This is a genomic window from Gracilibacillus ureilyticus (assembly GCF_900111195.1).
Classification (GTDB): domain Bacteria; phylum Bacillota; class Bacilli; order Bacillales; family Amphibacillaceae; genus Gracilibacillus; species Gracilibacillus ureilyticus.
Genome location: NZ_FOGL01000023.1, coordinates 26025 through 40680 on the forward strand (window position 1 = coordinate 26025; position 14656 = coordinate 40680).

Annotated in this window: 13 protein-coding genes; 11 read left to right on the forward strand and 2 right to left on the reverse strand. The window is 39.4% G+C overall.

Going from position 1 to position 14656, the window contains the following annotated elements; translation table 11 throughout:
* Positions 1-108 precede the first annotated feature (108 nt).
* From rpoC to tuf, 6 genes are all read left to right on the forward strand, one after another.
* Positions 109-3717, forward strand: a complete 3609-nt coding sequence (gene rpoC, locus BMW36_RS17930) for a DNA-directed RNA polymerase subunit beta' (protein WP_089743682.1) — start codon at positions 109-111, stop codon at positions 3715-3717.
* 204 nt (positions 3718-3921) lie between these two features.
* Entirely contained in the window at positions 3922-4173 is a 252-nt protein-coding gene (locus BMW36_RS17935) for a 50S ribosomal protein L7ae-like protein (protein ID WP_089743684.1), read from the forward strand.
* A gap of 105 nt (positions 4174-4278) precedes the next feature.
* Positions 4279-4692, forward strand: coding sequence for a 30S ribosomal protein S12 (gene rpsL, locus BMW36_RS17940; protein ID WP_089743686.1), 414 nt, complete (start codon positions 4279-4281; stop codon positions 4690-4692).
* A 35-nt stretch (positions 4693-4727) separates the two neighbouring features.
* On the forward strand, positions 4728-5198 hold the full coding sequence (rpsG, locus tag BMW36_RS17945) for a 30S ribosomal protein S7 (protein ID WP_089743688.1): 471 nt from the start codon (positions 4728-4730) through the stop codon (positions 5196-5198).
* A gap of 146 nt (positions 5199-5344) precedes the next feature.
* On the forward strand, positions 5345-7423 hold the full coding sequence (fusA, locus tag BMW36_RS17950; RefSeq protein WP_089743690.1) for an elongation factor G: 2079 nt from the start codon (positions 5345-5347) through the stop codon (positions 7421-7423).
* A gap of 127 nt (positions 7424-7550) precedes the next feature.
* Positions 7551-8741: an elongation factor Tu gene (tuf, locus tag BMW36_RS17955; RefSeq protein ID WP_089743692.1), complete on the forward strand. Its 1191-nt coding sequence runs from the start codon at positions 7551-7553 to the stop codon at positions 8739-8741.
* Positions 8742-8796: 55 nt separating this feature from the next.
* Here tuf and BMW36_RS17960 read toward each other — a convergent pair whose 3' ends face one another.
* Complete coding sequence (locus tag BMW36_RS17960; protein WP_089743694.1) at positions 8797-9834, reverse strand: sugar ABC transporter substrate-binding protein; 1038 nt, start codon at positions 9832-9834, stop codon at positions 8797-8799.
* A 23-nt stretch (positions 9835-9857) separates the two neighbouring features.
* Positions 9858-11567, reverse strand: coding sequence for a methyl-accepting chemotaxis protein (locus tag BMW36_RS17965; RefSeq protein ID WP_089743696.1), 1710 nt, complete (start codon positions 11565-11567; stop codon positions 9858-9860).
* Positions 11568-11868: 301 nt separating this feature from the next.
* Here BMW36_RS17965 and rpsJ point away from each other — a divergent pair, with 301 nt between their 5' ends.
* From rpsJ to rplB, 5 genes are read left to right on the forward strand one after another with little or no spacing between them, the layout of a single operon-like run.
* A complete protein-coding gene (rpsJ, locus tag BMW36_RS17970) occupies positions 11869-12177 on the forward strand; it encodes a 30S ribosomal protein S10 (RefSeq protein ID WP_089743697.1) in 309 nt (102 codons plus the stop codon).
* A 30-nt stretch (positions 12178-12207) separates the two neighbouring features.
* On the forward strand, positions 12208-12837 hold the full coding sequence (gene rplC, locus BMW36_RS17975) for a 50S ribosomal protein L3 (RefSeq protein WP_089743699.1): 630 nt from the start codon (positions 12208-12210) through the stop codon (positions 12835-12837).
* A gap of 25 nt (positions 12838-12862) precedes the next feature.
* On the forward strand, positions 12863-13486 hold the full coding sequence (gene rplD, locus BMW36_RS17980; protein WP_089743702.1) for a 50S ribosomal protein L4: 624 nt from the start codon (positions 12863-12865) through the stop codon (positions 13484-13486).
* Entirely contained in the window at positions 13486-13776 is a 291-nt protein-coding gene (rplW, locus tag BMW36_RS17985) for a 50S ribosomal protein L23 (protein WP_089743704.1), read from the forward strand. Before rplD ends, rplW begins: the two co-directional genes overlap by 1 nt.
* A gap of 25 nt (positions 13777-13801) precedes the next feature.
* The gene (gene rplB / locus BMW36_RS17990; RefSeq protein WP_089743706.1) at positions 13802-14632 is read left to right on the forward strand and encodes a 50S ribosomal protein L2; all 831 of its coding nucleotides are present in this window, start codon (positions 13802-13804) and stop codon (positions 14630-14632) included.
* The last annotated feature ends 24 nt before the right edge of the window (positions 14633-14656 follow it).

Below are 14656 nucleotides of genomic sequence, written 5' to 3' on the forward strand. Positions count from 1 at the left end.
ACATAGTCAGGAAACTGTATTTCTTCTCCATTAATATAAGTGAGCAACTATAGTTAAACGACTAGGATGAGTTTGAAAATCCGGAAGATTAAAAGGGAGGTTGACCCCTTGTTGGATGTAAATAATTTTGAGTATATGAAGATAGGTTTGGCATCACCGAATAAAATCAGATCATGGTCATACGGTGAAGTGAAAAAGCCTGAAACCATTAACTACCGTACACTGAAACCTGAAAAAGATGGTCTGTTCTGTGAACGGATTTTCGGACCGCAGAAAGACTGGGAATGTCATTGTGGAAAATATAAACGTGTCCGCTATAAAGGTGTTGTCTGTGACCGTTGTGGAGTGGAAGTAACAAAAGCAAAAGTACGTCGTGAGCGTATGGGCCATATTGAACTTGCTGCACCAGTGTCACATATATGGTATTTCAAAGGGATCCCTAGTCGTATGGGTCTTGTACTGGACATGTCACCACGTGCTCTAGAGGAAGTAATATATTTTGCGGCATACATTGTTACAGATGCTGGAGATACAGCGTTGGAAAAGAAACAACTGCTATCAGAGAAAGAATACAGAGCATACCGCGAGAAATACGGAAATACATTCAAAGCCCAAATGGGCGCGGAAGCAATTAAGAAGATTTTGCAAGATATTGATTTGGAAAAAGAAGTTGAGTTACTTCGTGAAGAATTGAAATCTGCGCAAGGTCAAAGAAGAACACGTGCAATCAAACGATTGGAAGTGTTAGAAGCTTTCCGTAATTCAGGAAATGAACCAAGCTGGATGATAATGGATGTTTTGCCGATTATCCCTCCTGAATTAAGACCAATGGTTCAATTGGATGGTGGCCGTTTTGCGACATCTGATTTAAATGATTTATACCGACGGGTAATTAACCGTAACAACCGTTTGAAAAGATTACTTGATCTTGGTGCCCCAAGCATTATTGTTCAAAATGAAAAACGTATGTTACAGGAAGCTGTAGATGCGTTAATTGATAATGGTCGTCGTGGCCGTCCTGTAACAGGTCCTGGTAACAGACCGTTAAAATCACTATCACACATGTTAAAAGGGAAACAAGGTCGTTTCCGTCAAAACTTATTAGGTAAACGTGTTGACTACTCCGGCCGTTCGGTTATCGTTGTAGGTCCACATTTGAAAATGTACCAATGCGGTTTGCCTAAGGAGATGGCGGTAGAGTTATTTAAACCTTTTATTATGAAAGAGTTAGTAGACAGAGGTCTGGCTCATAATATTAAATCCGCTAAGCGTAAAATTGAAAGACTTCATGCAGAAGTATGGGATGTTTTAGAAGATGTAATAAAAGAACACCCTGTCCTGCTTAACCGTGCACCTACGCTTCACAGGTTAGGTATTCAGGCATTTGAGCCTACGCTGGTAGAAGGTCGTGCGATTCGTTTGCACCCATTAGTGTGTACAGCATATAATGCAGACTTTGATGGAGACCAGATGGCTGTTCACGTCCCATTGTCAGCTGAAGCTCAGGCAGAGGCTCGTATTCTGATGCTTGCTGCACAGAACATTCTGAACCCGAAAGACGGGAAGCCTGTTGTTACACCTTCACAGGATATGGTGTTAGGTAACTATTACTTAACAATGGAACGAGAAGGTGCAATAGGGGAAGGTATGGTATTTAAAGATCTTAATGAAGCATTGATCGCGTACCATAATGGATATGTACATTTACACACACGGATAGGTGTACTGCCTTCCACATTGAACAAGGCAACCTTCACAGAAGAACAAAAAGGAAAACTGATGATTACAACAGTAGGTAAGCTAATCTTTAATAACATGCTGCCAGATTCATTCCCATATATGAACGAACCGACTCAGAAAAATCTGGAAGAAGCTACTCCAGATAAATACTTTGTCGAAAAAGGCGCAAATATTAAAGAAGAAATCGCGAAACGCGAGACACTTCAGCCATTTAAAAAGGGAATCCTTGGGGATATCATTGCGGAAGTATTTAAGAGGTTTAAAATCAGTGAAACATCGAAAATGCTTGACCGCATGAAAGATCTAGGATTTGCATATTCCACTAAAGCTGGTATTACTGTAGGTGTAGCGGATATCGTTGTTCTTGCAGAGAAAGAAGAAATATTACAAGAATCACAAGCAAAAGTGGATAAAGTATTACAACAATTCCGCCGAGGCTTAATAACAGATGAAGAGCGTTATGACCGAGTTATTTCTATTTGGTCACAAGCTAAAGATGATATTCAGGAACGCCTGATGAAAACATTAAATCCACGAAACCCAATATTCATGATGAGTGATTCCGGTGCCCGTGGTAATGCATCGAACTTTACTCAGTTGGCAGGTATGCGTGGACTAATGGCCAACCCGGCTGGTCGAATTATTGAGTTACCGATCAAGTCAAGTTTCCGGGAAGGTTTAACGGTATTAGAGTACTTTATTTCAACACACGGTGCTCGTAAAGGTCTTGCCGATACAGCCCTTAAGACAGCTGACTCTGGTTACTTGACGCGACGCTTAGTTGATGTTGCTCAGGATGTAATCATTCGTGAGGAAGACTGTGGTACTGACCGCGGATTAACCGTTGCTTCTATTACGGAAGGTACGGAAATAATCGAACCATTAATCGACCGTCTGATCGGAAGAACTTCCTTCCAGAACTTGTATCACCCTGAAAGCAATCAATTACTGATTGGCAAGAATGAAGTGATCACAGAGGATATTGCTAAAGACATCGAAGAAGCTGGAATCGAAGAAGTGCTGATTAGGACAGTATTTACATGTAATACCAAACACGGTGCATGTAAGAAATGTTACGGCCGTAACCTAGCGACTGGTGAAGAAGTTGAAGTTGGTGAAGCAGTAGGTATTATTGCAGCACAATCAATCGGTGAACCAGGTACTCAGTTAACTATGCGTACATTCCACACTGGTGGGGTAGCAGGTAGTGATATCACTCAAGGTTTACCGCGTATCCAGGAGATATTCGAAGCGAGAAATCCGAAGGGTCAGGCAGTTATATCTGAAATCTTTGGTATCGTCAAGGATGTTACAGAAGTAAAAGATAAGCAGGAAATCGTCGTGCAGGGTGCCATTGAAACAAAAACATATACAGCACCATACGGTTCCCGTTTAAAAGTGGCAATTGGTGATGAAGTGGAAGCTGGCCAGGCACTAACAGAAGGTTCTATTGATCCGAAAGAATTGCTGAAGGTAAAAGGTATTGACGGGGTACAGTCTTACTTACTGAAAGAAGTACAGAAAGTATACCGGATGCAAGGGGTTGAAATTGGTGATAAACACGTTGAGGTAATGGTCCGTCAAATGTTACGCAAAGTACGTGTGGCAGACTCTGGAGATACAGAAGTATTACCAGGTTCATTACTTGAAATTCACCAGTTTAAAGAAGCGAACAAACAGGCACTGTACACAGGCGGCCAGCCGGCTGTGGGGCGCCCGGTATTGCTTGGTATTACAAAAGCTTCCCTTGAAACAGACTCGTTCCTTTCTGCAGCATCATTCCAGGAAACAACAAGGGTATTAACAGATGCAGCGATTAAAGGAAAGCGAGATGAATTGTTAGGTCTGAAAGAAAATGTTATTATCGGTAAGCTTGTTCCAGCTGGTACAGGTATGCAGCGTTATCGCCGTATAAAAGAAAAATTAGCAGAAGAAGCGATTACCAGTGAAGTAATAACTGACGAAGTAACACCATAAATAATGCAAGGTTATGAATAAGTGCTTATCTTATCAGGCACTTATTCATAACACAAAATTTACTTGATAAACAACAAGGTGAAAAAACGGAAGACATGAATAAAAAATGTTGATTTTTCAAAATAAAAGTTGACATTGAAATTGTGTGATGATAGTATATTTAAGGTGCTTCCGTTATCCTTGTTACTTTGGAGGATATAATCGATGTCTTATGAAAAAGTGGCACAGGTAAATATCGAGAAGATTATCGGAACAAAGCAAGTGTTAAAAGCCATTAAAAATGGCGCTGCAAAAGAAGTGATTATTGCCAGTGATGCAGAGCTTCACGTAACAAGTAAAGTATCACAGGCTGCCAAGGATCACAACATCCCTTTGTCATATGTTGATTCCATGAAAAAATTAGGAAGAACATGCGGTATTGATGTAGGGGCTGCAACGGTAGCAATCAAACAGTAAAGTTTTGGCGAACCCGACAGGTTTGTGAAAGCTTTGTTTTTTGCTTTAATATGAACCACCTGGATGTGTGGTATTACATTTTGTATATGAGAGGAGGAACTAAACATGCCAACTATTAATCAGTTAGTACGTAAAGGTCGTGTTTCTAAAACAAAGAAATCAGATTCACCAGCACTTAATAAAGGTTACAACAGCCGTAAAAAAGTAGCTACTAACCAATCATCACCTCAAAAACGTGGAGTTTGTACTCGTGTAGGTACACTTACTCCTAAGAAACCGAACTCTGCATTACGTAAATATGCCCGTGTTCGTTTATCAAACCAAATCGAGGTTACTGCGTACATTCCTGGAATTGGTCACAACTTACAAGAACACAGCGTTGTGTTAATCCGCGGTGGTCGTGTAAAAGACTTACCAGGGGTTCGTTACCATATCGTTCGTGGTGCGCTTGATACTTCAGGTGTTGAAGGACGTATGCAAGGCCGTTCTAAATACGGTGCGAAAAGACCTAAAAAATAAGTTTATTTATAAAATGAAGGGAAGGAGGGAAAGATATGCCACGTAAAGGACCAGTAGCAAAACGTGATGTCTTACCAGATCCGTTATACAATTCTAAACTTGTAACACGTCTAATCAACCAAATTATGGTTGATGGAAAAAGAGGTAAAGCTCAAAAAATTCTTTATAGCGCATTCGAACTAGTTCAAGAACGCAGTGGTCAAAACGCTATGGAAGTTTTTGAACAAGCTATGAAAAACGTAATGCCAGTACTTGAGGTACGTGCCCGCCGTGTGGGGGGTTCTAACTACCAGGTACCTGTAGAGGTTCGTCCAGAACGCCGTCAGGCATTAGGTCTTCGTTACATCGTGAACTATTCACGTTTACGCGGAGAGAAAACAATGGAAGAGCGCTTAGCATATGAAATTCTTGATGCATCTAACAACACTGGAGCATCTGTGAAAAAACGCGAAGATATGCATAAAATGGCTGAGGCTAATAAAGCATTCGCTCACTATCGTTGGTAAGATCCAAAGTCAGCTTAACAGACTTAAGACAAGCATCTATGTGGCGTACTTCGCCACAAAGATGATTGACTTAAGGGTAGAAGACAAAAAACGGAATATCCAGCAATTAAATTAAACTATTCTTGAAGTAGGAAGGAGAAAGAATCATGCCTAGAGAGTTCTCCTTGGAGAAAACACGTAATATCGGTATCATGGCTCACATTGATGCTGGTAAAACAACTTGTACTGAGCGTATATTATTCTATACTGGAAGAATCCACAAAATTGGAGAGACACACGAAGGTGCTTCTCAAATGGACTGGATGGAACAAGAGCAAGAACGTGGTATCACTATCACTTCTGCTGCAACTACAGCACAATGGAATGGTCACCGCATCAACATCATTGATACACCTGGACACGTAGACTTCACTGTAGAGGTTGAACGTTCATTGCGTGTACTTGATGGTGCAGTTACTGTACTTGATGCACAATCTGGTGTTGAACCACAAACAGAAACTGTTTGGCGTCAAGCAACTACTTACGGTGTTCCGAGAATTGTGTTTGTTAACAAAATGGATAAAACAGGCGCTGATTTCCTTTACTCTGTTGGTACACTAGGAGATCGTTTGGGAGCTAACGCGCACCCAGTACAACTTCCTATTGGTGCTGAAGATGATTTCGAAGGTATCATTGATCTTATAACAATGGAAGCATACATGTACTTAGATGACTTAGGAACGCGTGCTGAAGCAAAGCCGATTCCTGATGAGTATAAAGAACAAGCGGAAGAATACCGCACTAAATTAATAGAAGCTGTTGCTGAATTAGATGAAGATCTAATGGAGCGTTACTTAGAAGGAGAAGAATTCACTAACGAAGAGCTTAAAGCAGCTGTACGTAAAGCAACTTTAAGTGTCGAATTTTATCCTGTATTCTGTGGATCTGCCTTTAAAAACAAAGGGGTACAATTATTGATCGATGGTGTAGTAGATTACTTACCAGCACCTACTGATATCCCTCCAATCCAAGGTATTGTTCCACAAACTGAGGAAGAAGTTGTTCGTAAAGCTGATGACAAAGAACCATTCTCTGCACTTGCATTTAAAGTTGCAACAGACCCGTTCGTTGGTAAGCTTACATTCTTCCGAGTATATTCTGGAACTTTACAATCCGGTTCTTATGTTAAGAACTCAACGAAAGACAAACGTGAACGTGTAGGTCGTATCCTGCAAATGCACGCGAATTCTCGTGAAGAGATTCCAGAAGTTTATGCAGGAGATATCGCGGGAGCAGTTGGTTTGAAAGATACTAGTACTGGAGACACTTTATGTGACGAAAAAAGTTTAGTTATCCTAGAATCAATGGAATTCCCAGAGCCGGTAATCTCTGTAGCAATCGAGCCTAAATCAAAAGCTGACCAGGATAAAATGTCAGTAGCATTAGGTAAACTTGCAGAGGAAGATCCTACATTCAGAACTGAAACTAATCCGGAGACTGGTCAAACAATTATCTCTGGAATGGGTGAATTACACCTTGATATCATTGTGGATCGTATGAAACGTGAGTTTAAAGTAGAAGCAAACGTAGGTGCTCCACAAGTATCATACCGTGAAACTTTCCGTGGATCTGCGGAAGTGGAAGGTAAATTTGTTCGTCAGTCTGGTGGTCGTGGTCAATATGGTCACGTTTGGGTTAAATTCGAACCAAACGAAGAAGGCGCTGGATTTGAATTTGTAAACAACATTGTTGGTGGGGTTGTACCACGTGAATATATCCCTTCTGTTGAAGCTGGTATTAAAGAATCAATGGAAAATGGTGTATTGGCTGGCTATCCACTAATCGATGTGAAAGCAACATTATATGATGGTAGTTATCATGATGTCGATTCAAACGAAACTGCATTTAGAGTAGCTGCGTCAATGGCACTTAAAGCAGCGAAAAATAAATGTAACCCTGTAATTCTTGAACCAATGATGAAAGTGGAAGTAGTAATTCCTGAAGAATACATGGGTGATATCATGGGTGATGTAACTTCTAGACGTGGCCGTGTAGAAGGTATGGAAGCTCGTGGTACTGCACAAGTAGTTAAAGCATTCGTTCCACTTGCAGAGATGTTCGGATATGCAACTGCACTCCGTTCAAACACACAAGGTCGCGGAACATACACAATGCACTTCGATCATTATGAAGAAGTACCGAAAAGTGTTGGAGAAGAAATTATCAAGAAAAATGCAGGGGAATAATTGATTTTTCTTGCAATCTAAAGTATAACTTGTATTATAGGCTTAGAAGAGATTTTCTGGTCTTTTCTAAGCTGAGATACTTGTAAATATAATAATACATTTCATTTATTTAAAGGAGGAAATACACATGGCTAAGGAAAAATTTGACCGTTCCAAAGACCACGTTAATATTGGTACAATTGGACACGTTGACCATGGTAAAACTACATTAACAGCTGCAATTACTAATGTACTTTTCAACAAATTTGGTAGAGGGGAAGCTCGTGCATACGATCAAATCGATGGAGCTCCTGAAGAAAGAGAACGTGGTATCACTATCTCAACTGCACACGTTGAGTACGAAACTGATACTCGTCACTATGCACACGTTGACTGCCCAGGACACGCTGACTATGTTAAAAACATGATCACTGGTGCTGCGCAAATGGATGGTGCGATCCTTGTAGTATCTGCTGCAGATGGTCCAATGCCACAAACTCGTGAGCACATCTTACTTTCTCGTCAAGTAGGTGTACCTGCGATCGTAGTATTCTTAAACAAATGTGATATGGTGGATGACGAAGAACTTCTTGAATTAGTAGAAATGGAAGTACGTGATCTATTATCTGAATATGACTTCCCTGGTGATGATGTACCAGTTATCAAAGGTTCTGCACTTAAAGCTCTTGAAGGTGAAGAGCAATATGTAAATGCAATCCTTGAACTTATGGAAGCTGTTGATGAGTATATTCCTCGTCCAGACCGTGATACTGAAAAACCATTCATGATGCCAGTTGAGGACGTATTCTCAATTACTGGTCGTGGTACTGTTGCAACAGGACGTGTTGAGCGTGGTGTTGTAAAAGTTGGTGACGAAATCGAAATCATCGGACTTGCTGAAGAAGCTTCTAAAACAACTGTAACAGGTGTTGAAATGTTCCGTAAGCTTCTTGATTATGCAGAAGCTGGTGATAACATTGGTGCACTTCTTCGTGGGGTTTCTCGTGAAGAAATCAACCGTGGTCAAGTATTAGCTAAACCAGGTACAATCACTCCTCACACAAACTTTAAAGCTGAGGTATATGTACTTTCTAAAGAAGAGGGTGGACGTCACACTCCATTCTTCTCAAACTACCGTCCGCAGTTCTACTTCCGTACAACTGACGTAACAGGTGTTGTTAACCTTCCTGAAGGTGTTGAAATGGTAATGCCTGGGGACAACATCGAAATGACTGTAGAACTTATCTCCCCAATCGCGATTGAAGAAGGAACTAAATTCTCAATCCGTGAAGGTGGACGTACAGTAGGCGCAGGCGTTGTTGCTACTATTACAAAATAAGTTATTATATAAAAAGCAGATAGTTTCCTAAACTATCTGCTTTTTTCTATCCTGTTTAATTATAAACTTCTTCTTCAGTGTAATGTCCTGACTCAATAATTGTTTCATTAATATTTTCTTTAGTCACCTGAACTGGTTCAAGTAAAATTGTAGGGACATCCATATTCCCATTATTGACTGTTGCATTAGTGGAAATATCTTTACCACTTGCAATATCCATTGCAAGAATAGAAGCCTGATTCGCAAGTGCTTCAATTGGTTTATATACTGTACCAGTTTGTGTACCATCAATGATCCGTTTAATCGCATTTAATTCTGCATCTTGCCCTGATATTGGAATATGACCAGCTTGTTCACCAAGAGCAGCAAGTGCTCCTTCCGCAAGTCCGTCATATGCTGTAACTATACCGTCAATGGTAACAGTATTTGAACTAAGAAACTTATTTATATTCTCTTCTGCTATATCCTTTGACCAATCTTTTGTAAATTCATCATAGACAAGATTTATCTTTCCACTGTCAATCAAGGGCTGCAGTATGCTCATCGCTCCATCTCTGACTAAATGTGCATTGTTATCTGTTTCAGAACCTCCAATATAGGCGAAGTTTCCCTCATCTATCTGATCAAGGACAATTTGTGCCTGAATTTCTCCAACCTTTTCGTTATCAAAAGAAACATAATAATCGAGTGGTGTTCCTAAAATTAACTTGTCATAAGCAATTACCTTTACTCCGGATTCTTGAGCTAATTTTGTGGCTTTACTGGCTGCTTCTGAATTACTGGGAACAATAATCAATACATCGATTCCTTCATTAATAAGTAATTTTACCTGTTCAATTTGAACATCCTGGTTTCCGTTAGCAGCTAATGTTTTTATATTCCCGCCAAGTTCTGTAACTTTCTTTTCAACAAACTCTTTATCGCGGTACCATCTATCTTCCTTTAATGTATCAATAGCAAATCCTACATATACTTTCTCTTCATCTGTCTGGAGTTTCATTTCTTCCATTGACTTGTCATTATTACTATCATTGGCTGAACAAGCTATTAGAAACAAAAATATCAGGACAGTAAACCATTTAAGTGGTTTCATGTTGATGTTCCTCCTATTTACTGTTATATTTCAAATTTATTGATGATCTTTCTCATTTTATTAACAAGCTCCTTCAGTTCGTTTGAGCCTGAAGATACATGTTGAATAGCTTCCTTCTGCTGGATGGCGGAAGCTGATATTTCTTCAGAACCTGCTGCAGACTCCTCTGATATAGCCGCAATTTGTTCCACAGAAGTATTAATCTCATTTCCTGCTTGTTTGAAAAATTCCAGTGCACCAGAAATATCATCCACTTTAGCTGATATATTAGAAATTTTATCTTTTATATTGGTAAAGTATTTCCCTGAAGTTTCTATTCGCTCTTTACCAATATTCACTTCACTGTATCCATCATTTAAACCTTTCACCATAACTGAGATATCGTTTTTAATTTCACTTACTATTCTTGTTATACTGTCAGAAGAATTACCTGTCTCTTCAGCCAGCTTGCGTACTTCTTCGGCAACAACGGAAAAGCCTTTTCCAGCTTCTCCTGCACGAGCCGCCTCTATCGAAGCATTTAATGCTAATAGATTAGTTTGTTCTGCAATGGAACGGATAATTGTAACGAACTCAGAAATAGATGAAGTCTGTTTTTCCAGTTCATTCACTTTATCTACGGAATCTTTTACAGTTGCAGTGATTTTATTCATTTGGCTCAACGATGCCTTCATCTGTGTATCTCCATCTAAAGATACATCTAGGACATCCTTTGAATCTTTAGCTAACCTTTCGCCATTCTCGTTTGCTAAACCTATTTTTGTATTAAAGTCTTTCATTTGTTCAGAGATACTGCTAGCTTCATCTGCCTGACTGGATGCTCCATTGGCAAGTTCTTCAATCGTTACTGCAACTTGTTCACTTCCTTCACTTACATCTGAAGCGATAGAATGGAAACTATCTATATGCGTATTCACTGTATCCGTAACGTGTGATATTTCCTGAATCATATTTCTTAAGCTGGTCTTCATAAAGTTGATAGAATTAGCCAGTCGGCCAATTTCATTATTACTTTCACCATTTAAGTCATCGACTATTAAATTACCATTAGCGATCTCATCACTAATTTGTACCATATTATTGAGACTGTTTTTAATTGATCTGTTGATAAAGTACATTATTATAATGGATATTATCAATGAAATAATTAATGAGATAATTAATGTAGAAATAGTTGTGCTTATATCTGACTCGGCTTTTGTTATCGAATGATCATTAGATGTTACAGCTTCATCTGTTAATTTCTGACCTAAAGCTAATGTCTCGTTTTTTAATGAGTTTGCTTCTGTTTGCAACTCGGTAAATGTACTTGTATTAATTTGCTGTACATTTGGTACAATCTGACTAAAGTAATACTCGTCAAGTAAATGGTTATTTTCAATGATCTGATGGAATGCTTCCACCTGGGAAGGTGAAGTTAATTTCTCTCTTATTAGCTTTGCCTGATCAACAAATGCTTCACTCTTACCTAAGTAATCCAGTAACCCCAGATCATTCTCGCTAATTAAGTACTCCGGAACGAATAAATATTTCTCCTGGTAAAGGGACATCAGTTTGTTCACTTCCACAACAATCTCATTTTTTGTCCGGGTGTCTTCAATGGACTGATTGGTCCGATCCAGTAATAAATAAGTAGCAAATACAGATATAATAAAAGCCACAATGACAATGGCAAAAACAAACCCATATTTCCAGCCGATAGACCGGTTTTTCCAGAAACGATTATTGCTCACTTTAATTGCCTCCTAAGATGTAATATAATTGAGTCAATAATTATATCGGCAAAATAACAGAGATTATAAGACTGACTCGACTTATTTCGACACGTAACCAAGTTCATTAAAAAAATTCATAGAAAATCATATTTAACCTTGCATTTTATTGTTTAATTCTATATAATAAACAATGTTGGTCATAAAACAGGCGATGATGCGGAAGGTTGTTGGCACACCCGGCCCCTTTGCCATGGCTAGTGTGTTAAGGAATTTTCGCGGAGAAAGTCTATTATAAAATGGGCGAAAAGGAGGGAAAATAATGGCAAAAGAAAAAATTAGAATTCGTTTAAAAGCGTATGATCACCGTATCTTAGATCAATCTGCAGAGAAAATCGTAGATACAGCTAAAAGATCGGGTGCAGGTGTTTCTGGGCCGATTCCGTTACCGACTGAGAAGTCAGTTTACACGATCCTTCGTGCGGTACACAAATACAAAGATTCACGTGAGCAATTTGAAATGCGCACACACAAACGTCTAATTGACATTGTTAGTCCAACACCAAAAACGGTTGATGCATTAATGCGTCTTGATTTACCGTCAGGTGTAGACATTGAAATCAAATTATAATATATATTAACAATCTAGGAGGTGTTACGGATGACGAAAGGAATCTTAGGTCGCAAAGTCGGCATGACTCAGCTTTTCTCAGAAGAGGGAGAATTAATCCCTGTAACAGTAATCGAAGCTGAACCAAACGTTGTGCTGCAAAAGCGTACACAAGAAAATGATGGATATGAAGCAATTCAAATTGGTTTTGCTGATCAGAAGAAAAACCGCACAAACAAACCTGAACAAGGACATGCGGAAAAAGCAAATACTACTCCTAAGCGCTTCATTCGTGAAATCCGTGACGTTAATCTTGATGAGTATGAATTAGGTCAAGAAATTAACGTAGAGGTATTTCAAGCAGGAGATATTATTGATGTAACAGGAACTTCTAAAGGTAAAGGATTCCAGGGTGCTATTAAGCGTCACAATCAATCACGCGGACCAATGAGTCACGGTTCACGTTACCACAGAAGACCTGGTACAATGGGTCCAATCGATCCAATGCATGTTTTCAAAGGTAAAAAATTACCAGGGCAAATGGGTGGTCAGCAAATCACTATCCAAAACCTTGAAATTGTCAAAGTAGATGCGGAACGTAATCTTCTATTAATTAAAGGTAATGTTCCAGGTGCAAAAAAATCATTCGTAAAAGTTACGAGTGCATTAAAGGCTAACTAACTATTAACTGAAGGGAGGATATGTCATGCCTAAAGTAGCACTATTTAATCAAAGTGGATCACAAGTAGGTGATGTAGAGATCAGCGATGCAGTGTTTGGAATTGAGCCAAACGAACATGTTTTACATGACGCTGTTCTTATGCAACGCGCATCACTTCGTCAAGGAACTCACGCTGTAAAAAATCGCTCGGAAGTACGTGGTGGTGGACGTAAACCATGGCGTCAAAAAGGAACTGGACGTGCGCGTCAAGGTTCTATCAGATCACCACAGTGGGTTGGTGGTGGAACGGTATTCGGTCCTACACCAAGAAGCTATAGCTACAAACTTCCTAAGAAAGTACGTAGATTAGCGCTTAAATCTGCTCTTTCTTCTAAGGTAAAAGAAGATAGCTTAGTTGTTTTAGAGGGGATCGCAATCGATGCACCTAAAACAAAAGAAGTAATTTCACTACTTTCATCTTTAAATGTAGATTCCAAAGCGTTAATCGTTACTGCAGATGCAGATGCTGTTTTAGTAAAATCAGCAAACAACCTGCCAAACGTAAAAGTATTAACTGTAAGTGAAGTAAATGTTTTAGACTTGCTTACGCATGACAAGCTGGTTATTACAAAAGAAGCAGCTGAAAAAGCAGGGGAGGTGCTTGCATAATGAAGGATCCTCGTGATATTATTAAGCGCCCTATCATTACTGAAAACACTGCAGATTTAATGGCTGATAAAAAGTACACTTTTGAAGTTACAAAAGAAGCTAACAAATCTCAGATCAAAGATGCGATTGAAGAAATCTTTAGTGTAAAAGTAGTTAATGTAAATACTATGAACCGTAAAGGTAAATTCAAGCGTATGGGACGTTATGGTGGATTTCGTCCGAATCGCAAGAGAGCAATTGTTCAATTATCAGAAGACAGCAAAGAACTAGATTTCTTTGAAACATTATAATTTCATTTAAAAAGGAGGGAAAAAGATGGCGATTAAAAAATACAAACCAACCTCAAATGGTCGTAGAGGAATGACTGTATCAGATTTTTCTGAGATCACAACAGATCAGCCGGAAAAATCGTTACTAGCACCTTTAAGCAAAAGAGGTGGACGTAATAACCAGGGTAAATTAACTGTTCGTCATCAAGGCGGTGGACACAAGCGTAAATATCGTATCATCGATTTCAAACGTGACAAAGATGGAATACCAGGAAACGTTGCTACAATCGAATACGATCCAAACCGCTCTGCAAACATTGCATTAATCCATTATGCTGATGGAGAAAAACGTTACATCCTTGCACCTAAAGGATTACAAGTTGGACAACAAATATTCTCAGGACCTGATGCTGATATTAAAGCAGGTAATGCATTACCACTTATCAACATCCCTGTAGGTACAGTTGTACACAATATTGAATTAAAACCAGGACGCGGAGGCCAGCTTGCAAGATCTGCAGGGGCACAAGCGCAAATCCTTGGACGTGAAGGTAAATATGTACTTGTTCGTTTGACATCTGGTGAAGTTCGTTTAGTTCTTGCAACTTGTCGCGCAACTGTTGGTCAGGTTGGTAACATCGAACACGAATTAATTAACATCGGTAAAGCAGGTCGTTCTCGCTGGTTAGGCAAACGCCCTACTGTTCGTGGTTCTGTAATGAACCCTAACGATCACCCGCACGGTGGTGGTGAAGGACGCGCACCAATCGGTCGTAAATCACCAATGTCACCATGGGGTAAACCAACACTTGGTTACAAAACGCGTAAACGCAACAAACCATCAGATAAATTTATTGTACGTAAACGTAAAAAATAACGGGGTTGAACGACGGGAGATAAC